Source organism: Pseudomonas sp. TE36184, assembly GCF_054060055.1.
Map to the genome: position 1 here is coordinate 5,624,406 of NZ_JBSSCU010000001.1, position 20,595 is coordinate 5,645,000.

A 20,595-nucleotide genomic window follows, 5' to 3' on the forward strand; every position below is an offset into this window, starting at 1 on the left:
CCTGGCCGGCTGCAAGCGCCTTCAGCGTAACTGCGCTTCGGCCAGCGTGAGTGTGCGCGGGATCAACTGCGCATCCCAGTGGGCAATGCCCCAATCCAGCAGTTCCCGTGGGCTGGCGTGCAGCAGTTCGTCGCCGGGTTGCTGGCCGAGGGCGCGCAGGGCTCTCAACAGCAAAGGCGTGGCCTGGTCCGTGGTCAAGGGCGGGGAACGATAGGATTTGCCCAACTTGTTACCGTCCGGCTGGACGATCAGCGGCACGTGCAGGTAACGCGGTTGGCGCAGCCCCAATAATTCTTGCAGGTACAGCTGGCGCGGCGTGGAGTCGAGCAGGTCGGCGCCGCGCACGATGTCGGTAACACCTTGCCAGGCGTCATCGAGCACCACGGCCAGTTGGTAGGCGTAGAGGCCGTCACGGCGACGGATGATGAAGTCACCCACTTCGCGGCCCAGGTGTTGTCGGAATTCGCCTTGTACGCGGTCGGTAAAGTGGTACTCCAGCTCCGGGACGCGCAGGCGGATGGCCGCATCGTGCTGCTCATGACCGGCATTACGGCACAAGCCAGGGTAGATCCCGTGGTAGGGCTCCAGCTGTTTGCGCGAGCAGGTACAGGCGTAGGCCAGGCCGTGGTTGAACAGGTCGTTCAGCACCTTGGCGTAGGCATCGTGCCGGTCGCTTTGTCGGACCAGTTCACCGTCCCACTCGAAGCCATAGCTTTCCAGGGCATGCAGGATTGCCGCCTGGGCGCCGGGTTCTTCGCGGGGAGGGTCGAGGTCTTCCATACGCATCAGCCAGCGGCCATGGTTGGCGCGGGCGTCAAGGTAAGAGGCGAGGGCGGCGACCAGCGAGCCGAAGTGCAGGTGGCCGCTGGGCGTGGGGGCGAAACGCCCGATATAGGGAGAGGCTGTCATGGGCCGGATACTACTGGAAAATCGCTAAACGCCAGAAACAAAAATGGGGCGTTTGTACGCCCCATTCGTTCAGCTCGGCAGGGGTTACTTGCCGACCTGTTTTTCCTTGATTTCTGCCAGGTTCTTGCAGTCCACGCACATGTCGGCGGTAGGACGTGCTTCCAGGCGGCGAATACCGATTTCGATGCCGCAGCATTCGCACCAGCCGTATTCTTCGTCCTTGATCAACTGCAGTGTCTTGTCGATCTTCTTGATCAGCTTGCGTTCGCGATCACGGGCACGCAGTTCAAGGGCGAACTCTTCTTCCTGGCTCGCACGGTCGGCCGGATCAGGGAAGTTGGCTGCTTCGTCCTTCATATGGTCAACGGTGCGGTCGACCTCCTGCATCAAGTCTTGTTTCCACTTGTTAAGGATCTTGGTGAAGTGCTCGCGCATGGGCTCGCCCATGTACTCCTCACCTTCCTTCGTGACGTAAGGTTCGAAGCCGCTGAGGCCTGGGGATTGCTGTTGCTTTGCTTGGGTGGACATGAATAGACCGCCTCTCACTCTTCTAATCCATTGCGCAGGATTGCAACGTCACCGACACCTGCCGGCCCTGCGGCTGCAAGCGGGCGAACTTACCAGATAGATTCAGGGTGCGCCACTCCCGGTTGTCGAGGCCCATCACGCAGGGGTTGCAAACAGCAGCAACCCGCTGTGGCTGGGTATGAATCGTCTCGAAGGTTGATTTTAGTCGTTTTGCAAGCGCTTGCCGGGTTCATCGTGGACGGCCTGGCAGGCAATAGAGCATGTTTTACCGCGAGGGTTCGGTAGAATCGCTGTTTTTGTCCTCACCGTTAAGGAAGGCTAATGGCTCAGCCCTACAGTGCGCGCAGTCGCGCCATCGAACCTTTTCATGTCATGGCGTTGCTGGCGCGAGCCAATGAGCTGCAAGCGGCAGGCCATGATGTCATCCATCTGGAAATCGGCGAACCGGATTTCACCACCGCCGAGCCGATCATCCAGGCCGGCCAGGCCGCGCTGGCCAATGGCAAGACCCGCTATACCGCAGCCCGCGGCCTGCCGGAGCTGCGCCATGCCATCAGCGGTTTCTACCAGCAACGCTACGGCCTGAGCGTAGACCCCGAGCGCATCCTGATCACCCCGGGCGGCTCCGGCGCGTTGCTGTTGGCCAGCAGCCTGCTGGTGGACCCTGGTAAACACTGGCTGTTGGCCGACCCGGGTTACCCGTGTAACCGCCACTTCCTGCGCCTGGTGGAAGGCGCGGCGCAGTTGGTGCCCGTGGGGCCGGACGTGCGTTATCAATTGACCGCCGACCTGGTGGCCAAGCACTGGAACCAGGACAGCGTGGGCGCGCTGGTCGCATCGCCGGCCAACCCCACCGGCACCATCCTGACGCGGGACGAACTGGCCGGGTTGTCGAGTGCCATCAAGGCGCGTAACGGCCATTTGGTGGTGGACGAGATCTACCACGGCCTCACTTACGGCACCGAGGCGGCCAGCGTGCTGGAAGTCGACGATGATGCGTTTGTCCTGAATAGTTTTTCGAAGTATTTCGGCATGACCGGCTGGCGCCTGGGTTGGCTGGTGGCACCGCCCGATGCGGTCGGTGAGTTGGAGAAGCTCGCGCAAAACCTCTACATCAGCGCTCCGAGCATGGCGCAGTACGCGGCGTTGGCCTGCTTCACCCCGCAAACCCTGAGCATCCTGGAAGCGCGTCGTGCCGAGTTCGGGCGCCGTCGCGACTTCCTGCTGCCGGCCCTGCGCGAGTTGGGCTTCGGTATTGCCGTCGAACCGGAAGGGGCGTTCTATTTGTACGCCGATATCAGCGCGTTCGGCGGTGATGCCTTCGCGTTTTGCCGTCATTTCCTTGAGACCGAACATGTGGCGTTCACCCCCGGGCTGGATTTCGGTCGTTATCAAGCCGGCCACCATGTGCGCTTTGCCTACACGCAAAACCTTGATCGGCTGCAAGAGGCGGTAGAGCGCATCGCCCGTGGGCTGCGGAGCTGGCAGGGCTGATGCGCTTTCATCCTCCCCTCGAAGAGGCGCGGCTGATTCGCCGCTACAAGCGTTTTCTCACCGATATCGAAACCGTTACCGGCGAGTTGTTGACCATTCACTGCCCAAATACCGGTTCGATGCTCAATTGCATGGTCGAGGGCGGGCAGGTCTGGTTCAGTCGCTCCACTGACCCCAAGCGCAAGTTGCCCGGCACCTGGGAAATTGCCGAGACGCCTCAAGGCCGCCTCGCGTGCGTCAATACGGCGCGTGCCAATCAACTGGTTGAGGAGGCGTTGCATGCCGGGGTCATCACCGAACTCAACGGCTTTAGCGCGTTGAAGCGTGAAGTGCCTTACGGTCAGGAGAACAGCCGCATTGATTTTCGCCTGGATTACCCCGAGGGGGCGGCCTATGTCGAAGTCAAAAGTGTGACGCTGGGGTTCGATGGCACCTCGATTGCGGCGTTTCCGGACGCCGTGACCCAGCGCGGTGCCAAGCATCTACGCGAGCTGGCGCACCTGGCCCGGGATGGTGTGCGGGCGGTGCAGCTGTATTGCGTCAACCTGTCCGGGATCGAGGCCGTGCGCCCGGCCGTGGAAATCGACGCGGCCTACGCTGCCGCCCTGCGCGAGGCCAAGGCCGCGGGCGTGGAAGTGCTGGCGTATGGTGTGCGTGTCACGGCCGAGGAAATTTACGTCGAACGCCGCTTGGACGTGCTGCTCGGCGACTAGAGTTCTACCCACAGGCCCTGTTCGTCTTCGCGGCCGGGCAGGGCAGTGAGGCTTTGACCCGCGCAGGGGCCGGCGATGCATTCGCCGCTCTCGATCAGGAACAACGCGCCGTGGGTGGCGCATTGGATCAGGCTGGCGCTGGCGTCGAGGAAGTGATCGGGCTGCCATTCCAGGGGGACGCCGCGATGGGGGCAGCGATTGCGATAGAAGTAGGCGATGCCATCCCGGCGCACGGCCAACAGTTTGTGCCCGTCGATATCAAAACCACGGCTGCTGTTGGGGGCGAGGGTGTCGGAGGGGCAGAGAAACTTCATTCCAATCCTTAAGTGCCTTGACGTTCAAATGCAAACAATTATCAAATGCAGGCTTCGCCCGTTAGCTGACTGGGCGCTCAGTACGATGCCCGGCAAGAGGTATCTGTCACATCCATGAGTGTTTCAGCAGCCCCGCCCCTGGAAGGAAACCCTGTTATGCGCTTGAGTGCCAGCGCTATCGCGCTTGTTGTCGGACTGATGCTCAACCCTGGGGCGCACGCCTCGGAACTGCCGCAACGCTGGGTGAGTGCTGGCGGCGCGTTATCGGAGTGGGTGACGGCCCTGGGCGGTGAGTCGAAGTTGGTGGGCGTCGACACCACCAGCCAGCATCCGGCTTCGCTCAAGGCATTGCCGAGCGTCGGTTATCAGCGGCAGTTGTCGGCCGAGGGCATTCTCAGTCTGCGCCCGCAGGTCCTGGTGGGCACCGAGGAAATGGGGCCGCCGCCGGTGCTGGCGCAGATTCGCAACGCCGGGGTGCAGGTGGAAATGTTCTCGGCGCAGCCGGATTTGCCGACGTTGAAAGGCAACCTCGAACACCTGGGGAGGTTGTTGGGCAGTGAGGCCAAGGCCCATGCATTGTTTACCGCGTATGAACAGGCGCTTGACCGGCAGAAACGTTGGGTTGCCACAGCCCAGGCCACACACAAGGCCCCGGGGGTGTTGATGCTGCTCGGCAATGCCGGCGGCAAGCCGCTGATCGCTGGCAAAGACACGGCGGCTGACTGGATGCTGCGGCAGGCGGGCGGGCGCAACCTGGCGACCCACAGCGGTTATAAGCCGTTTTCCATGGAGTCGTTGGCCGGGTTGAGCCCCGAGGTGCTGGTGTTTGCCGACCGTGCGCTGACCGGCGAGGCGGCGCGTGCGGCCTTGTTCAAGGAGAATCCGATCCTGGCGTCCACGCCGGCGGCTAAACAGGCACGGGTGTTTGAGGTGGACCCGACGCTGCTGGTCGGCGGGCTCGGGCCGCGTCTGCCGCAAAGCCTGGTGCAGTTGTCGGCCGGCTTCTATCCGTCCCAGGCCACGTCTGCCCCATGAGTACGCTGGTGAAACCCCGAACGCTGTTTATCGGCCTGACGCTGTTGTGTGTGCTGGCGATCTGGCTTTCATTGGCGCTGGGGCCGGTCAGCCTGCCGTTGCTGGATACGCTCAGGGCGGCCTTGCGCCTGATGGGCGTGCCGATCGAGGCCAGTGGCCTGGAGCAGGCGGAGCTGATTCTCGGGCAGATCCGTTTGCCGCGGACCTTGCTGGGGCTGGCGGTGGGCGGTGTATTGGCCTTGTCGGGCGTAGCGATGCAGGGGTTGTTTCGCAACCCGTTGGCCGATCCGGGGTTGGTCGGGGTATCCAGCGGCGCGGCACTCGGTGCGGCCTTCGCCATTGTCGGCGGCTCGTTTCTGGGTGGGTTGCCGGAGGTGTTCGGCCCGTATCTGTTGTCGTTGTGCGCGTTTCTCGGTGGGTTGGGGGTGACGGCGCTGGTCTACCGGCTGGGGCGGCGCAACGGCCAGACCCATGTCGCGACCATGCTGCTCGCCGGTATCGCCCTCACGGCGCTCGCCAGCTCGGCGGTGGGCTTGTTTACCTACCTGGCCGATGACGCCACCCTGCGCACACTGACTTTCTGGAACCTGGGCAGCCTCAATGGCGCCAGCTATTCGCGCCTGTGGCCGTTGCTGCTGGTGAGCGCTGGCGTGGCGCTGTGGCTGCCGCGGCGGGCGAAGGCATTGAATGCACTGTTGCTCGGCGAATCCGAGGCCGCTCATCTCGGGGTCGATGTCGAGCGGCTCAAGCGCGAATTGGTGTTCTGCACCGCATTGGGCGTGGGCGCGGCGGTGGCGGCAGCGGGGATGATCGGCTTCGTCGGCCTGGTGGTGCCGCACCTGGTGCGATTGTTGGCCGGGCCGGATCATCGCGTGCTGTTACCCGCCTCGGTGCTGGCGGGGGCGAGCTTGCTGCTGTTGGCGGATCTGGTCGCGCGCCTGGCCTTGGCGCCGGCGGAGTTGCCGATCGGTATCGTCACCGCGTTGATTGGTGCGCCATTTTTTCTTTACCTGTTGTTGCGAGGGCGCGCCTGATGCTGCGAGTGGAAGGGCTGAGGATTCGTCGCGGTCGCAAAACCGTACTGGCGGATGTCACGTTGGACCTGTTGCCCGGCCAGGTGCTTGGCGTACTGGGCCCGAATGGCGCGGGCAAGAGCACGTTGCTGGGCGCGTTGTGCGGGGAACTGCACCCGGATCAAGGCCAGGTGTGGCTGGATCAGCACGAACTGAAAGACTGGAGCGGGTCGCAACGCGCGCAACGCCTGGCCGTGTTGCCGCAGGCTTCAACCCTGGATTTCGCCTTTCGTGTCGAAGAGGTGGTCGGCATGGGCCGCTTGCCCCATCAGACCGGGCGCGTGCGGGATGACGAGATTATCGATGCCGCGTTGCAGGCCGCGGATGTCGGGCACTTGAGCGGTCGCAGTTACCTGGCCTTGTCGGGCGGCGAGCGGCAGCGCGTTCACCTGGCGCGGGTGCTGGCGCAGTTATGGCCCGGGCAGGCGGGGCAGACGTTGCTGCTGGATGAGCCGACCTCGATGCTTGACCCTTTGCATCAACACACGACCTTGCAGGCGATACGCCGCTTTGCTGACCGTGGCGCAGCAGTGCTGGTGATTCTGCATGACCTGAACCTGGCGGCGCGTTACTGCGACCGGATTCTGTTGCTCGACGCGGGCCGCCCCCATGCGCTGGATACCCCGGCACAGGTTCTGCGGCCTGAGCCGCTCAAAGCGGTCTTCGGGCTGGATGTGCTGGTGCAGCCGCATCCGGAGCGCGGGCATCCGTTGATCATTGCGCGCTGAGGCTTTTTACCGGCAAAAAAAGACCCGGCAAGAGCCGGGTCAAATAACCGTGATTAGCCTGATGAGGAGATAATCTGAGAGTCCGAACCAATGGTCTTTCAGTTATCGGCTGATCTCGCGACCAGTTGTGATAATCATAACGATTCTCATTTGAGAGTCAAGATTTGTTTTCACAGGCCCTTGTCCGGATTTTTGTCAGCGGCGGGTGGGGTCGTCGATCTAATTCTTCTGGCGCGCCGAGATAGCATCCAATTGGCGGTTCAGCGCCTCCTTGCGTTCGGCTGGGATGTCGTTCCAATGCACATCCATCAATGCCCCTTCGATTGCATACAGCAAGACTTTCGAGGCACGGAAGCCACGCGTGCGAACGGCTCGATAAGCATCGACCGCGCCCAGGCGCCGCAGGTCTGACGCACTGTGGATGCCCGCCGCATGCAGCCATTGCGCCGAGGTCTTGCCAAGGTTTCTCAGGTGTTGCAGCTCATCGTTCATCGAGCCTCCTTGCGACGGCCGAATGGTGCGGTGGGTGTCGTGACCAGGCAAGCCTGAAAAGGAGTGTAGCGCTCAGTAGGAAAAGCGTAGTTCTTTGGTCAGGAATGGCGCAAAAGCTTATAAGGATGGCGTCGACGTTTTATTGCGGGCAGGCGCGAAGTCCCCGGTCCGTATTGCACGAGACCGGGGGTTTGGGAGGGCGTGTTACTTGGTGCGGTAGCGCAGGCGCGTGCCGAAATTGACCGACATGAGGATCTCGTCGGCCGTCAGTTCCGGCGGGAAGTAGGTGCCCGAAATCTGCGCATGGGCCAGGCTCGCGCCTTCCAATGAACAGTCGCGCAAGTCCAGCCCGCGCAAATCGGCGGAACGGAAGTACGCATCGGTGAAGTCCACGCCGCTGGCGTTCAGATCGCGCAGATCCAGCCCGCGGAAGTCGCCACCGCGCATGTCGATGACGCCGTCTTTGGGGCGTTCCTGGTTGAAACCGCGGATATCGTCTTTATGCAGAAGCGAATAGAGCGGGGTATCAAGAAGCTTGGGCTGACTCATGATAGCGACACCTGTTGGATTTATGGCGCCATTATAGTGCCACTATTGCTTGGCCGCTCGCCTAAGGTGACGACGCGACCAAGAAGTTTTTCTTACAGACCAGGCATGCGCTGGCGAATTTGCTCGACCAGTGCATCGAGGGTTCCGCTTTGATTGGTCTCGACGCGCTTGCTCAGCAACAGCTCTTCGGCTGTCAGTGGTTCGCGTTGGGCTTGCTGCTCTTCAATGATCGTCAATGTAGCGTCAGACGGATCGTTCTTGTCTGCCTGACGTTGTGCCAGCCAACTGGTGATAACGGCCTGCGGCGCATTGCAGTCCAGGATCAGGAACGGCGCGCCCGTCGCTTCGGCGACTTTGGCGGCGGCGTCGCGTTGTGCGCGTTTCAGGAAGGTCGCATCCAGTACCACCGGGAACCCGGCGCGCAGCACGGTCTCGGCGATCTCGTTCAGGCGGGCGTAGGTTTTCGCGCTGGCGTCGGCAGCATAGATGCCGGCCTGGGGCGTGTTTTCCACCTGTTGTTCACCAAACAGGCGCTTGCGCTCCACGTCCGAACGCAGGCGAACGGCGCCCAAGGCTTCCACCAGGCGCATGGCCACGTGGCTTTTGCCTACAGCGGAAACGCCGTGGGTAATCGCCAGGAAGCGCGACGGAATAATGCTGTAGCTCTCCGCCAGGTTGGCGTAGTTGCGGTACTGGCGCAGGGTGGTGGCGCGCTGCACCGGGCTCGCTTCGCTGGGCATGCTGAACAGCGCGACTTTGGCCCTGACCAGTGCGCGGTAGGCTTTATAGAAGTTCAGCACTTCCAGGCCCTGGTAGTCGCCGGTCAGTTCGAGGTACTGGCTGATGAACCGGCGTGCCAGGGATTTGAGGCCGCGGTCTTCCAGGTCCATGGCCAGGAAGCCGGTGTCGGCGTAAACATCGGTGAAGCGAAACGGTTCGTTGAACTCGATGCAGTCGAAGATCACCACGTGACCATCGATCAAGGTGGCATTGCCCAGGTGGATATCGCCGTGGCACTCGCGGGTGAAACCATCGTGCTTGCGCTGTGCCAGCAGCGGCTTGAGGCGTTCGAAGCTGCTTTCGGCCCAGGCTTGCAGGGCTTCGAGTTGCAGCAGGTCGGCTTTGTCGCTGAGGAACGGGCGGATCTGATCGAAGTTCTGGCGTACCGGTGCCATCACTTCGTCCGGGGTGCCGGCCGGGTGCTCTTGCGGCACTTTCGGTGCGGTGAGGTGGAAGTGCGCGATCTGTTTGGCCATCTCGTCGATGTGCGCGCTGGTCAGCTCACCGTTGGCTTGCAAGGTGCTGAGCAACTGGCTTTGCGGGAATTGACGCATTTTCAGCGCGTATTCGATGACCGGGCCGTCACCGCCCAATTGCGGCGCTTCGGCCGTGCCGGTGATCGGCAACACTTCAAGATACAAATCTTTGGTCAGGCGCTGGTTCAGGCGCAGCTCTTCGTTGCAGAAATGCCCGCGATCTTCCAGTTTGGTGAAGTCCAGGAAGCCGAAGTTCACCGGTTTCTTCAGTTTATAAGCGTAAGGGCCGGTCAGTATGACCCAGGAAATATGGGTCTCGATGACTTGGAACGCTTCAACCGGATGGGGGTATAAAGCCGGGTTCTGCAGGGCGGCAATCAGGGGCTGGCTCACGGGCGATCCTTCAAAGTCAGGGGAAATCATGGCGGGCATTATGGCTGCTGACGCCTGCTGTGCAAACCGCTGTCCGGCTCATGTTGATCATCGATAAAGTGCGTATAATCCGCCGCCATGACTCGAACCCGATCTCCCCGTTCCCGTAAAAAACCTCCTTCCCGCGGCCTGCGCCCGTGGCTGGGCTGGGCGCTCAAGCTCAGCCTGGTGGGTCTTGTGGTGCTCGCCGGCTTTGCGGTGTACCTCGATGCCGTGGTCCAGGAAAAATTCTCCGGCAAGCGCTGGACCATTCCGGCCAAGGTGTACGCCCGTCCGCTGGAGCTGTTCACCGGTCAGAAGCTGAGCAAGGATGACTTCCTCACCGAACTCGACGCCTTGGGCTACCGCCGCGAACCTGTGAGCAATGGCCCCGGCGCTGCGGCCGTCAGCGGCAATACCGTGGACTTGAACACCCGCGGCTTCCAGTTCTATGAAGGCCTGGAAAAACCCCAGCCGGTGCGCGTGCGCTTCTCCGGCGACTACGTGGCCGAGCTGTCGTCGCTGAATGGCTCGAAGCTGCCCGTGGTGCGCCTGGAACCGTTGATGATCGGCGGGATTTACCCGAAGAACCTGGAAGATCGCATCCTGATCAAGCTCGATCAGGTGCCGCCGTACCTGCTTGAAACCCTGGTTGCCGTGGAAGACCGCGATTTCTACAGCCACTGGGGCGTGTCGCCGAAGTCCATTGCCCGTGCGATCTGGGTCAACACCTCCGGCGGCAAAATGACCCAGGGTGGCAGTACGCTGACCCAGCAATTGGTGAAGAACTTCTACCTCACCAACGAGCGCAGCCTGACCCGTAAACTCACCGAAGCCATGATGGCGATGCTGCTGGAGTTGCATTACAGCAAGCAGGAAATCCTTGAGGCCTACCTCAACGAGGTGTTCGTCGGCCAGGACGGCCAGCGCGCGGTCCACGGTTTCGGGCTGGCGAGCCAGTTCTTCTTCGGCCAGCCGCTGTCCGAGCTGAAGTTGCATCAGGTCGCGTTGCTGGTGGGCATGGTCAAGGGGCCGTCCTACTACAACCCGCGGCGCAATCCTGAACGCGCGCTTGAGCGGCGTAACCTGGTGCTCGACGTGCTGGAGCAGCAGGGCGTGGCCACGGAGGAACAGGTTGTCGCGGCGAAGAAAATGCCACTGGGCGTGACCACCCGCGGCAAGCTGGCGGACAGCTCCTTCCCGGGCTTTATCGACCTGGTCAAACGCCAGTTGCGTGAAGACTACCGCGACGAAGACTTGACCGAGGAAGGCCTGCGCATCTTCACCAGTTTCGACCCGATCCTGCAGATGAAAGCCGAAGCGTCGGTCAACGACACCTTCAAGCGTCTGGCGGGGCGTAAAGGCTCCGACGAAGTCGAAGCAGCCATGGTGGTGACCAACCCGGAAACCGGTGAAGTCCAGGCCATGATCGGCAGCCGCCAGGCCAGTTTCGCCGGCTTCAACCGTGCGCTGGACGCGGTGCGGCCGATCGGCTCGCTGGTCAAGCCGGCGGTGTACCTGACGGCGTTGGAAAAACCGAGCAAATACACCCTGACCAGTTGGCTGTCGGACGACCCGCTGTCGGTCAAAGGTGCTGACGGCCAGGTCTGGACCCCGCAGAACTTCGATCGTCGTTCTCACGGTACGGTGTTCCTGTACCAGGGGCTGGCGCATTCCTACAACATCTCGACCTCGCGCCTGGGGCTCGAAGTGGGCGTGCCGAACGTCCTCAAGACCCTCGCGCGCCTGGGCATCACCCGCGAATTCCCGGCCTTCCCATCGATGCTTCTGGGCGCCGGTGCCATGACGCCGATGGAAGTGGCGACCATGTACCAGACCCTCGCCAACGGTGGTTTCAACACGCCGATGCGCGGCATTCGCAGCGTGCTGACGGCCGAAGGCGAACCGCTCAAGCGCTATCCGTTCCAGATTCAGCAGCGTTTCGACGCGGGCTCCATCTACCTGATCCAGAACGCCATGCAGCGTGTGATGCGCGAAGGTACCGGTAGCTCGGTGTACAAGGTCCTGCCTTCCAACCTGACACTGGCGGGCAAGACCGGTACCAGTAACGATTCGCGTGACAGTTGGTTCGCCGGCTTCGGTCAGGATGTGCTGGCCGTGGTCTGGCTGGGGCGTGATGACAACGGCAAGACGCCGTTCACCGGCGCGACCGGTGCGTTGCAGGTCTGGACCAGTTTCATGCGCAAGGCCGATCCGTTGCCGCTGAGCATGCCGCAGCCGGACAACATCGTGCAGGCCTGGATTGATCCGCACACCGGCCAGGGCTCCGATGCCAACTGTCCGGGCGCGGTGCAGATGCCGTATATTCGCGGCAGCGAACCACCTCCCGGTGCCGCGTGCGGTGGCAGTGCCCCTGCAAGCGCGGAATCGGTGATGGATTGGGTCAAGGGCTGGATGAATTAAGCAAAGAGGGTTTCAAGTGAACAAGTGGTGGATTCCAGCTATTACAGCTCTGGCTTTGCTCGGCGGTTGCTCCAGCGTTCAGCGCGGCTCCATTCCCGTGGTGGACTCGAGCACAACCGTCTCCAATAACGATCGGATCTCGGCCAATGGCGGTTTCCGTCAGACCGTGACCAAGCGTCCTGCCCAGGCCGCGACCCGCGCCGTGCCGCAGGATTCGGGTGTGGTGGTGATGGTGCCGGGCGCCGGTGCCGCGACATCGGCGCCGATCAGCGCCGAGCCGTGGACGCCAGGGCCTAGCACGTCGGGGCCGATTGACTCCACGCCGGTCCAGGCCGCGCCGATCAACCAGAACACCTACACCATGCCGTCGACGCCAAGCGGCATTCCGTCGTCCTCCAGCGCGGGCGGCCTGTCGGCTGACGAGCAACTGGACGGCCCGGTACTGGCCTTGCTCACCACTGCCCAGCAACAGCAGGCCGGTGGCGACTTGAACGGTGCTTCGTCGAGCCTCGAGCGCGCCCAGCGCGTTGCGCCGCGTGAACCGCAGGTGCTGTATCGCCTGGCCCAGGTGCGGATGGCCCAGGGCGATGCGCCGCAAGCCGAACAGTTTGCCCGTCGTGGCCTGACCCTGGCCAACGGCCGTCCTGACCTGCAGGCCAGCCTGTGGGCCTTGATCGGTGATGCGCGTGCTGCACAAGGCGACGCTGCCGGTGCCGCCCAGGCTCGGCAGAAAGCCAAGGTCAGCCTCTGATGGATGTGCGTTTTCCAGCGATTGCCGAACAGCTGTTGCTGATTGAGCGCGAATTGCGCCTGCAGGGCTGGTGGGACGAGGTGTCCCCCAGCGCCGAGGCGCTCAGCAGCGTCGAGCCCTTTTCGGTCGACACCCTGGACTTCCACCAGTGGCTGCAGTGGATCTTCCTGGTGCGAATGAAGCAGATCCTCGAACAGAACCTGCCGTTGCCAAATGCTTCCGGGATCATGGAGATGGCCGAGATGGTCTACACCGACCGGCCGCTGGAAAGCCAGGGTTTGCGCAATGCGCTGAAAAAGTTCGACCAATTGATCGTCGACGCTCGTTAATTGCCTGGCTGCCGGTTTTTCCGGCAGTCTTGCGCACATTTCTACCGCTTGACGACATTCAGGCGAGTTTTATCCCTCCTCAAAGCCCTTTCTTCTACGTTCTCATGCGCTTAGTTGGAAAAAAGCGCAATTATTGCTTGACTTGAAGGGCCTGAAACAGAAGAATCCAAAGTCCGCTGTATCGGGACTGCCAGAAGCAGGCCCGCTCAGCAGATCATGAGGCGCACATCCGCGCCGACCTGTTACACCCGCAACGCGTTACCTCGCGCTGGGTGGGAAGAGCCCGCAACACTTGGGACGATCCCAATACTTGCTCAGTCAGTGCTGACGTAGTCGGCGACCACCGTCGCTCATGCTCTGTTGAGAAGTAAACCTATTAAGACCCGTCGGTTTTTAACGGACGGTATTCTGGCGTTTTAGAGGTGAACAACGTGGAGCTTTTATCTGGCGGTGAGATGCTCGTCCGCTTTTTGCGTGACGAAGGCGTTGACTATATCTACGGGTACCCTGGTGGTGCTCTGCTGCACGTCTATGACGCACTGTTCAAGGAACCGGCTGTTACCCACATCCTGGTTCGCCACGAACAGGCTGCAACCCATATGGCTGACGGTTATGCCCGTGCCACCGGTAAAGCCGGCGTGGTACTGGTAACGTCCGGTCCAGGCGCAACCAATGCCATTACCGGCATCGCGACTGCTTATATGGACTCCATCCCGATGGTGATCATTTCCGGCCAGGTCGCTAGCACCATGGTCGGTACCGATGCATTCCAGGAAACCGACATGATCGGTATCTCCCGGCCGATCGTGAAACACAGTTTCATGATCAAGCATGCCTCGGAAATCCCGGAAGTCATGAAAAAGGCGTTCTACCTCGCACAGTCCGGTCGCCCGGGCCCTGTAGTGGTCGATATCCCGAAAGACATGACCAACCCGGCCGAGAAATTCGAATACGTCTTCCCGAAGAAAGCCAAGCTGCGTTCCTACAGCCCGGCCGTTCGTGGGCACTCGGGGCAGATCCGCAAGGCGGCAGAAATGCTCCTGGCGGCCAAGCGTCCGGTGCTGTACTCGGGCGGCGGCGTGATTCTGGGCGGCGGTTCCGCACCGTTGACCGAACTGGCCAAGCTGCTCAACCTGCCGGTGACCAACACCCTGATGGGCCTCGGCGCATTCCCGGGTACGGACCGTCAGTTCGTCGGCATGCTCGGCATGCACGGCAGCTACACCGCCAACCTGACCATGCATCACGCCGATGTGATCCTGGCCGTGGGCGCGCGGTTCGATGACCGAGTGATCAACGGCGCGAGCAAGTTCTGCCCGAATGCCAAGATCATCCATATCGACATCGACCCGGCGTCCATCTCCAAGACCATCAAGGCCGACGTGCCGATTGTAGGTCCGGTGGAAAGCGTGTTGACCGAAATGGTCGCTGCGCTGAAGGAAATCGGCGAGACGCCGAACAAAGAAGCTGTCGCCAGCTGGTGGAAGCAGATCGACGAATGGCGCGGTGACCGCGGCCTGTTCCCTTATGACAAGGGCGACGGCAGCATCATCAAGCCACAAACCGTGATCGAGACCCTGTGCGAAGTGACCAAGGGCGATGCCTTTGTGACCTCCGACGTGGGCCAGCACCAGATGTTCGCCGCGCAGTACTACAAGTTCGACAAGCCTAACCGCTGGATCAACTCCGGTGGCCTGGGCACGATGGGCTTTGGTTTCCCTGCGGCCATGGGTGTCAAACTGAGCTTCCCGGACAGCGACGTTGCATGCGTCACCGGCGAAGGCAGCATCCAGATGAACATCCAGGAACTGTCGACGTGCCTGCAGTACGGCCTTCCGGTGAAGATCGTGTGCCTGAACAACGGCGTGTTGGGCATGGTTCGTCAATGGCAGGACATGAGCTACGGTAGTCGTCACTCCCATTCCTACATGGAATCGCTGCCCGACTTCGTCAAATTGGTCGAGGCTTACGGCCACGTCGGTATTCGCATCAACGATCTGAAAGATCTGAAGCCGAAGATGGAAGAAGCGTTCGCCATGAAGGATCGCCTGGTGTTCATCGATATTCAGGTGGATACCAGCGAGCACGTCTACCCGATGCAGATCAAAGACGGCTCTATGCGTGACATGTGGCTGAACAAGACGGAGCGTACCTAATCATGCGGCACATAATCTCCCTGCTTCTGGAGAACGAACCCGGCGCTCTGTCTCGTGTTGTCGGCTTGTTTTCGCAACGCAACTACAACATCGAAAGCCTGACCGTGGCACCGACCGAAGACCCGACCCTGTCGCGCCTGACGTTGACCACCGTGGGCCACGATGAGGTGATCGAGCAGATCACCAAAAACCTCAACAAGCTGATCGAAGTGGTCAAGCTGGTCGACCTGTCGGAAAGTGCCCACATCGAGCGCGAGCTGATGCTGGTTAAAGTCAAGGCCACGGGCGCCCAACGTGCCGAGATCAAGCGTACTACCGACATTTATCGCGGGCAGATCGTCGATGTGAGCGCCAGCGTTTATACCGTGCAATTGACCGGTACAAGCGACAAGCTGGACAGCTTCATCCAGTCGATCGGGACGGCCTCGATTCTGGAAACCGTACGCAGTGGTGTCACCGGGATTGCCCGTGGCGACAAAGTACTCAGCATCTAACCCAAATTAGTGAATGGCCTTAAGGCCTGGATATATAGAGGAACCTCATGAAAGTTTATTACGATAAAGATTGTGACCTGTCGATCATCCAGGGCAAGAAAGTCGCCATCATCGGCTACGGTTCCCAGGGCCACGCGCAAGCTTGCAACCTGAAAGATTCCGGCGTTGACGTGACTGTTGGCCTGCGCAAAGGCTCGGCCACTGTTGCCAAGGCTGAAGCCCACGGCCTGAAAGTGACTGACGTTGCTTCCGCCGTTGCCGCTGCCGACCTGGTCATGATCCTGACCCCGGATGAGTTCCAGTCCGCGCTGTACAAGAACGAAATCGAGCCGAACATCAAGAAGGGCGCCACCCTGGCCTTCTCCCACGGCTTCGCGATCCACTACAACCAAGTCGTGCCACGCGCTGACCTCGACGTGATCATGATCGCGCCGAAAGCCCCGGGCCACACCGTGCGTTCCGAGTTCGTCAAAGGCGGCGGTATCCCTGACCTGATCGCGATCTACCAGGACGCGTCGGGCAACGCCAAGAACGTTGCACTGTCCTACGCTGCCGGCGTTGGTGGCGGTCGTACCGGCATCATCGAAACCACTTTCAAGGACGAGACTGAAACCGACCTGTTCGGCGAACAAGCCGTTCTGTGCGGCGGTACCGTTGAACTGGTCAAAGCCGGTTTCGAAACCCTGGTTGAAGCCGGCTACGCGCCGGAAATGGCCTACTTCGAATGTCTGCACGAACTGAAGCTGATCGTGGACCTCATGTACGAAGGCGGTATCGCCAACATGAACTACTCGATCTCCAACAACGCCGAATACGGCGAGTACGTGACTGGCCCGGAAGTGATCAACGCCGAGTCCCGTCAGGCCATGCGCAACGCCCTGAAACGCATTCAGGACGGCGAATACGCCAAAATGTTCATCAGCGAAGGCGCTACCGGCTACCCTTCGATGACCGCCAAGCGTCGTAACAACGCCGCTCACGGTATCGAAATCATCGGCGAGCAACTGCGCTCCATGATGCCGTGGATCGGTGCCAACAAGATCGTCGACAAAGCCAAAAACTAAGTCGGATGCATCTAGAAAAAACGCGGCTTAGGCCGCGTTTTTTCGTTTGGGTGGCTGGTTCTGGTATAAAGCTGCATCGTTTGCGGGCGAACACTCGCCGCAAGTATCTGTCGAATTTTTTCACACCGTTGCAAGGTAAAGTCCATGAGCGAACGTCCCGAAGAGCCAAACCAGGCTTCTGACGCCGATAGCCTGCTACCGATCGATGAACATGTTGAAGAAGGGCATGACGCGGAAGGCCGCAAGGTCCGGCATCGTGGCATCTATCTCCTGCCCAATCTGTTCACTACGGCGAACCTGTTTGCCGGGTTCTACTCCATCATCAACTCCATGAGCGCCCAGAGCGCGCTGGCGGCGGGTGATGCGGTGAGTGCCAGCAAGTACTTCGGTTTTGCGGCGATCGCCATCTTCGTCGCCATGGTGCTCGACGGTCTCGATGGGCGCGTGGCGCGCATGACCAATACCCAAAGCGCCTTCGGTGCCGAGTATGACTCGCTGTCGGACATGGTTGCCTTTGGTGTCGCGCCTGCGTTGCTGGCGTTTGCCTGGGCCCTGGGTGACATGGGCAAGGTCGGCTGGATGGTGGCCTTCATCTATGTCGCGGGCGCCGCGTTGCGCCTGGCGCGCTTCAACACCCAGGTGGGGACCGCTGACAAGCGTTACTTCATCGGCCTGGCCAGCCCGGCTGCTGCGGGCGTGGTGGCGGGGATCGTCTGGGCGTTCAGTGACTACGGCATCCAGGGGTCGAAGATGTCGTTCCTGGTGGCCTTGATGGTTGCGGCCGCCGGCATGCTGATGGTCAGTAACATCAAGTACAACAGCTTCAAGGAACTCGACCTCAAGGGGCGCGTGCCTTTCGTGGCCATCCTTGCGGTGGTGCTGGTGTTCGCCGTGGTCTTCAGCGATCCGCCGCGTATTCTGCTGCTGGTGTTCCTGGTGTATGCCGCTTCCGGGCCGGTTCAGTATCTGCTGCAACTGCGTCGGGACAAAACATTGCCTTAATGTAATTTCCCCCATACTCCGCAGTCTATTGGTGCATCAGTTCTCCAATGCTGCGGAGTTGCCATGTTAATCAAATTGCCCAAAGCGTCCGATTGTCATGAATCGGACGTCACTCCTGAATCCTTCTACCTGTCTCGCCGTAGCTTGCTCGGTGGTGCGCTGGCCGGTGTTGCCGCCAGCAGCTTGCCGCGCTGGGCCAGCGCTGACGATGCCGCGCGCTATGCGGATGTCGAACCAGGCAAGGCGCCAGGCTGGTTTGCCGAAAAACTGCCGGGTACGAAATGGCAGGCGGTAACCGTCAAGGACGAAGCCATCACCCCGTTCAAGGACGCGACCCACTACAACAACTTCTATGAGTTCGGCACGGACAAGGGCGATCCTGCGGCGAATGCAGGTTCGCTCAAGACCGAGCCCTGGAGTGTGGTGATCGATGGCGAGGTCGCAAAGCCGGGGCGTTACGCCCTGGAAGACTTCATGAAGCCGTACCAATTGGAAGAGCGAATCTACCGTCTGCGCTGTGTGGAGGCGTGGTCGATGGTCATTCCATGGATGGGCTTTCCCATTTCGGCGTTGCTCAAGCAGGTTGAGCCGACTTCCAAAGCCAAGTACATCCGCTTCGAAACCCTCCAGGACCCCAAAAGCATGCCGGGCCAGCGCTCGAGTTTCGGCTTGATCGATTGGCCCTATGTAGAAGGGCTGCGTCTGGATGAGGCGATGAATCCCCTGGCGATTCTGGCGGTGGGGATGTATGGGCGCGAGTTGCCTAACCAGAATGGCGCGCCGTTGCGTTTGGTGGTGCCATGGAAGTATGGCTTCAAGAGCGTGAAGTCCATCGTGCGTATCAGCTTGGTGAGCGAGCAGCCGAAAACCACCTGGCAAAGTATTGCGGCGAATGAGTACGGGTTTTACGCGAACGTGAACCCGACGGTCGACCACCCTCGTTGGACCCAGGCGCGTGAGCGGCGCTTACCAAGTGGCCTGTTCAGCCCGAATGTGCGCGAGACGCAGATGTTCAACGGTTACTCGGATGAGGTGGCGGCACTTTATACCGGCCTCGACCTGCGGAAGAACTACTGATGCGTTTCCCGATCTGGCGCATCGGCGTGTTTATCGCCACCGCGGTATGGCCGTTGCTCTGGCTGTACGAGGCGTGGCGTTCTGCCTTGGGGCCGGACCCAGGCAAGGTGCTGGTTGACCGGCTGGGCTTGGGCACGTTGATCCTGCTGCTGATTACCCTGGCGATGACACCGTTGCAGAAGTTGAGCGGTTGGGCAGGGTGGATCGCGGTGCGGCGCCAGTTGGGGTTGTGGTGCTTTGCTTATGTGGTGCTGCACCTGGCGGCATATTGTGTGTTTGTCCTGGGGCTGGATTGGTCGCAGCTGGGGGTGGAATTGAGTAAGCGCCCCTACATTATTGTGGGGGCCCTGGGTTTCCTGTCTTTGTTGGTGCTGGCGCTGACGTCGAATCGCTACAGTCAGCGTCGGTTGGGCAGCCGTTGGAAGAAGTTGCATCGCCTGGTGTATGGCGTGCTTGGGCTTGGCTTGCTGCATATGTTGTGGATCGTGCGGGCGGATCTGAAGGAGTGGGCTATCTATGCTTCTATAGGTGCGCTGCTTCTTGTCCTGCGGATACCGCCGGTGATGCGGCGAATTCCGCGCCTTATTGCGAAAAAAGCACCTTCTGCAACAAAAGCGTAATTAACCCTTGACGGCAAATCCTGGACGTCTATAATTCGCCCCACTTCCGGCGCAGTCGAAACGGAAAACTCCTTGGTAAACAAAGAGTTACGCAAGATTCGACAGCGACCTGCTTCAGTTCATCGAAGCCTGGAAGGAGTTGGTAGAGCAGGGTTGTTTGGCTCTATTAACGTTTCGATCTTCTCGGTCGAAAGCGGAGAAAAAGAGGTGTTGACAGCAGCGTGTAACGCTGTAGAATTCGCCTCCCGCTAACGAGAGATCGGAAGCGCAAGTGGTTGAAGTTACAAAGGAAACTTTGAAAACTTCTTGAAATAATCACTTGACAGCAAATGAGGCTGCTGTAGAATGCGCGCCTCGGTTGAGACGAAAGATCTTAACCAACCGCTCTTTAACAACTGAATCAAGCAATTCGTGTGGGTGCTTGTGGAGTCAGACTGATAGTCAACAAGATTATCAGCATCACAAGTTACTCCGCGAGAAATCAAAGATGTAACCAACGATTGCTGAGCCAAGTTTAGGGTTTCTTAAAAATCCAAAGATGTTTGAACTGAAGAGTTTGATCATGGCTCAGATTGAACGCTGGCGGCAGGCCTAACACATGCAAGTCGAGCGGTAGAGAGAAGCTTGCTTCTCTTGAGAGCGGCGGACGGGTGAGTAATGCCTAGGAATCTGCCTGGTAGTGGGGGATAACGTTCGGAAACGGACGCTAATACCGCATACGTCCTACGGGAGAAAGCAGGGGACCTTCGGGCCTTGCGCTATCAGATGAGCCTAGGTCGGATTAGCTAGTTGGTGAGGTAATGGCTCACCAAGGCGACGATCCGTAACTGGTCTGAGAGGATGATCAGTCACACTGGAACTGAGACACGGTCCAGACTCCTACGGGAGGCAGCAGTGGGGAATATTGGACAATGGGCGAAAGCCTGATCCAGCCATGCCGCGTGTGTGAAGAAGGTCTTCGGATTGTAAAGCACTTTAAGTTGGGAGGAAGGGCAGTTACCTAATACGTGATTGTTTTGACGTTACCGACAGAATAAGCACCGGCTAACTCTGTGCCAGCAGCCGCGGTAATACAGAGGGTGCAAGCGTTAATCGGAATTACTGGGCGTAAAGCGCGCGTAGGTGGTTAGTTAAGTTGGATGTGAAATCCCCGGGCTCAACCTGGGAACTGCATTC

General features: G+C 60.3%; 20 protein-coding genes and 1 rRNA gene (1 of these 21 cut by a window edge). 15 read left to right on the plus strand and 6 right to left on the minus strand.

Going from position 1 to position 20,595, the window contains the following annotated elements; translation table 11 throughout:
- Positions 1-21: 21 nt before the first annotated feature.
- Entirely contained in the window at positions 22-909 is an 888-nt protein-coding gene (gluQRS, locus tag ACVWZP_RS25380; RefSeq protein WP_017847438.1) for a tRNA glutamyl-Q(34) synthetase GluQRS, read from the minus strand.
- An 84-nt stretch (positions 910-993) separates the two neighbouring features.
- Entirely contained in the window at positions 994-1,437 is a 444-nt protein-coding gene (gene dksA, locus ACVWZP_RS25385; RefSeq protein ID WP_017847439.1) for an RNA polymerase-binding protein DksA, read from the minus strand.
- Positions 1,438-1,758: 321 nt separating this feature from the next.
- On the opposite strand from dksA, the gene ACVWZP_RS25390 reads away from it, so the two are divergent.
- Together ACVWZP_RS25390 and sfsA are read left to right on the plus strand one after the other, a co-directional pair.
- Complete coding sequence (locus tag ACVWZP_RS25390) at positions 1,759-2,931, plus strand: pyridoxal phosphate-dependent aminotransferase (RefSeq protein WP_046487535.1); 1,173 nt, start codon at positions 1,759-1,761, stop codon at positions 2,929-2,931.
- A complete protein-coding gene (gene sfsA / locus ACVWZP_RS25395; protein WP_017847441.1) occupies positions 2,931-3,644 on the plus strand; it encodes a DNA/RNA nuclease SfsA in 714 nt (237 codons plus the stop codon). The genes ACVWZP_RS25390 and sfsA overlap by 1 nt, the downstream gene beginning before the upstream one ends.
- On the opposite strand, the gene ACVWZP_RS25400 is transcribed toward sfsA, so the two are convergent.
- Positions 3,641-3,958, minus strand: coding sequence for a Rieske (2Fe-2S) protein (locus ACVWZP_RS25400; protein ID WP_046382054.1), 318 nt, complete (start codon positions 3,956-3,958; stop codon positions 3,641-3,643). The genes sfsA and ACVWZP_RS25400 overlap by 4 nt on opposite strands.
- A 156-nt stretch (positions 3,959-4,114) precedes the next feature.
- Between ACVWZP_RS25400 and ACVWZP_RS25405 the strand changes: the two genes are divergently transcribed.
- The 3 genes from ACVWZP_RS25405 to ACVWZP_RS25415 are packed head-to-tail and all read left to right on the plus strand — an operon-like array spanning position 4,115 to position 6,794.
- Positions 4,115-4,993, plus strand: coding sequence for a heme/hemin ABC transporter substrate-binding protein (locus ACVWZP_RS25405; RefSeq protein ID WP_046382055.1), 879 nt, complete (start codon positions 4,115-4,117; stop codon positions 4,991-4,993).
- A 50-nt stretch (positions 4,994-5,043) separates the two neighbouring features.
- Positions 5,044-6,027 (plus strand): FecCD family ABC transporter permease, encoded by a 984-nt coding sequence (locus tag ACVWZP_RS25410; RefSeq protein WP_164887008.1) that lies wholly within the window; start codon positions 5,044-5,046, stop codon positions 6,025-6,027.
- Positions 6,027-6,794 (plus strand): heme ABC transporter ATP-binding protein, encoded by a 768-nt coding sequence (locus ACVWZP_RS25415; RefSeq protein ID WP_046382057.1) that lies wholly within the window; start codon positions 6,027-6,029, stop codon positions 6,792-6,794. Before ACVWZP_RS25410 ends, ACVWZP_RS25415 begins: the two co-directional genes overlap by 1 nt.
- 219 nt (positions 6,795-7,013) lie before the next feature.
- Here the strand turns inward: ACVWZP_RS25415 and ACVWZP_RS25420 are convergent, their stop codons facing one another.
- The 3 genes from ACVWZP_RS25420 to ACVWZP_RS25430 form a co-directional block, all read right to left on the minus strand.
- Entirely contained in the window at positions 7,014-7,286 is a 273-nt protein-coding gene (locus ACVWZP_RS25420; RefSeq protein ID WP_017847446.1) for a TfoX/Sxy family protein, read from the minus strand.
- Between the two features lie 204 nt (positions 7,287-7,490).
- The gene (locus ACVWZP_RS25425; RefSeq protein WP_017847447.1) at positions 7,491-7,835 is read right to left on the minus strand and encodes a pentapeptide repeat-containing protein; all 345 of its coding nucleotides are present in this window, start codon (positions 7,833-7,835) and stop codon (positions 7,491-7,493) included.
- 92 nt (positions 7,836-7,927) lie between these two features.
- Positions 7,928-9,484 (minus strand): bifunctional aminoglycoside phosphotransferase/ATP-binding protein, encoded by a 1,557-nt coding sequence (locus tag ACVWZP_RS25430; protein WP_128191748.1) that lies wholly within the window; start codon positions 9,482-9,484, stop codon positions 7,928-7,930.
- A 117-nt stretch (positions 9,485-9,601) separates the two neighbouring features.
- Here ACVWZP_RS25430 and mrcB point away from each other — a divergent pair, with 117 nt between their 5' ends.
- The 10 genes from mrcB to ACVWZP_RS25480 form a co-directional block, all read left to right on the plus strand.
- Entirely contained in the window at positions 9,602-11,926 is a 2,325-nt protein-coding gene (gene mrcB, locus ACVWZP_RS25435; protein WP_169882092.1) for a penicillin-binding protein 1B, read from the plus strand.
- Positions 11,927-11,942: 16 nt separating this feature from the next.
- Positions 11,943-12,677, plus strand: a complete 735-nt coding sequence (locus ACVWZP_RS25440; protein WP_057005452.1) for a tetratricopeptide repeat protein — start codon at positions 11,943-11,945, stop codon at positions 12,675-12,677.
- Positions 12,677-13,006 carry a YqcC family protein gene (locus ACVWZP_RS25445; protein WP_017847451.1) on the plus strand — a complete coding sequence of 110 codons (330 nt, stop codon included), beginning with the start codon at positions 12,677-12,679 and terminating at the stop codon, positions 13,004-13,006. The genes ACVWZP_RS25440 and ACVWZP_RS25445 overlap by 1 nt, the downstream gene beginning before the upstream one ends.
- Before the next feature lie 431 nt (positions 13,007-13,437).
- Entirely contained in the window at positions 13,438-15,162 is a 1,725-nt protein-coding gene (locus tag ACVWZP_RS25450; protein ID WP_046385175.1) for an acetolactate synthase 3 large subunit, read from the plus strand.
- Between the two features lie 2 nt (positions 15,163-15,164).
- On the plus strand, positions 15,165-15,656 hold the full coding sequence (ilvN, locus tag ACVWZP_RS25455) for an acetolactate synthase small subunit (protein ID WP_003176102.1): 492 nt from the start codon (positions 15,165-15,167) through the stop codon (positions 15,654-15,656).
- Positions 15,657-15,703: 47 nt separating this feature from the next.
- Positions 15,704-16,720, plus strand: coding sequence for a ketol-acid reductoisomerase (ilvC, locus tag ACVWZP_RS25460; protein WP_003212125.1), 1,017 nt, complete (start codon positions 15,704-15,706; stop codon positions 16,718-16,720).
- Positions 16,721-16,864: 144 nt separating this feature from the next.
- Positions 16,865-17,722, plus strand: coding sequence for a CDP-diacylglycerol--serine O-phosphatidyltransferase (gene pssA, locus ACVWZP_RS25465; RefSeq protein WP_017847454.1), 858 nt, complete (start codon positions 16,865-16,867; stop codon positions 17,720-17,722).
- Positions 17,723-17,785: 63 nt separating this feature from the next.
- On the plus strand, positions 17,786-18,799 hold the full coding sequence (gene msrP / locus ACVWZP_RS25470; protein ID WP_017847455.1) for a protein-methionine-sulfoxide reductase catalytic subunit MsrP: 1,014 nt from the start codon (positions 17,786-17,788) through the stop codon (positions 18,797-18,799).
- Positions 18,799-19,419: a protein-methionine-sulfoxide reductase heme-binding subunit MsrQ gene (gene msrQ, locus ACVWZP_RS25475; RefSeq protein ID WP_046382059.1), complete on the plus strand. Its 621-nt coding sequence runs from the start codon at positions 18,799-18,801 to the stop codon at positions 19,417-19,419. Before msrP ends, msrQ begins: the two co-directional genes overlap by 1 nt.
- 544 nt (positions 19,420-19,963) lie before the next feature.
- Positions 19,964-20,595, plus strand: a 16S ribosomal RNA gene (locus tag ACVWZP_RS25480); it runs 905 nt beyond the window's last position.

Coding starts and splice junctions, on each gene's coding strand:
- gluQRS (WP_017847438.1), bottom strand. CDS start 909: ATGACAGCCTCTCCCTATATCGGGCGTTTCGCCCCCACGCCCAGCGGC.
- dksA (WP_017847439.1), bottom strand. CDS start 1,437: ATGTCCACCCAAGCAAAGCAACAGCAATCCCCAGGCCTCAGCGGCTTC.
- ACVWZP_RS25390 (WP_046487535.1), top strand. CDS start 1,759: ATGGCTCAGCCCTACAGTGCGCGCAGTCGCGCCATCGAACCTTTTCAT.
- sfsA (WP_017847441.1), top strand. CDS start 2,931: ATGCGCTTTCATCCTCCCCTCGAAGAGGCGCGGCTGATTCGCCGCTAC.
- ACVWZP_RS25400 (WP_046382054.1), bottom strand. CDS start 3,958: ATGAAGTTTCTCTGCCCCTCCGACACCCTCGCCCCCAACAGCAGCCGT.
- ACVWZP_RS25405 (WP_046382055.1), top strand. CDS start 4,115: ATGCGCTTGAGTGCCAGCGCTATCGCGCTTGTTGTCGGACTGATGCTC.
- ACVWZP_RS25415 (WP_046382057.1), top strand. CDS start 6,027: ATGCTGCGAGTGGAAGGGCTGAGGATTCGTCGCGGTCGCAAAACCGTA.
- ACVWZP_RS25420 (WP_017847446.1), bottom strand. CDS start 7,286: ATGAACGATGAGCTGCAACACCTGAGAAACCTTGGCAAGACCTCGGCG.
- ACVWZP_RS25425 (WP_017847447.1), bottom strand. CDS start 7,835: ATGAGTCAGCCCAAGCTTCTTGATACCCCGCTCTATTCGCTTCTGCAT.
- mrcB (WP_169882092.1), top strand. CDS start 9,602: ATGACTCGAACCCGATCTCCCCGTTCCCGTAAAAAACCTCCTTCCCGC.
- ACVWZP_RS25445 (WP_017847451.1), top strand. CDS start 12,677: ATGGATGTGCGTTTTCCAGCGATTGCCGAACAGCTGTTGCTGATTGAG.
- ilvN (WP_003176102.1), top strand. CDS start 15,165: ATGCGGCACATAATCTCCCTGCTTCTGGAGAACGAACCCGGCGCTCTG.
- ilvC (WP_003212125.1), top strand. CDS start 15,704: ATGAAAGTTTATTACGATAAAGATTGTGACCTGTCGATCATCCAGGGC.
- pssA (WP_017847454.1), top strand. CDS start 16,865: ATGAGCGAACGTCCCGAAGAGCCAAACCAGGCTTCTGACGCCGATAGC.
- msrP (WP_017847455.1), top strand. CDS start 17,786: ATGTTAATCAAATTGCCCAAAGCGTCCGATTGTCATGAATCGGACGTC.
- msrQ (WP_046382059.1), top strand. CDS start 18,799: ATGCGTTTCCCGATCTGGCGCATCGGCGTGTTTATCGCCACCGCGGTA.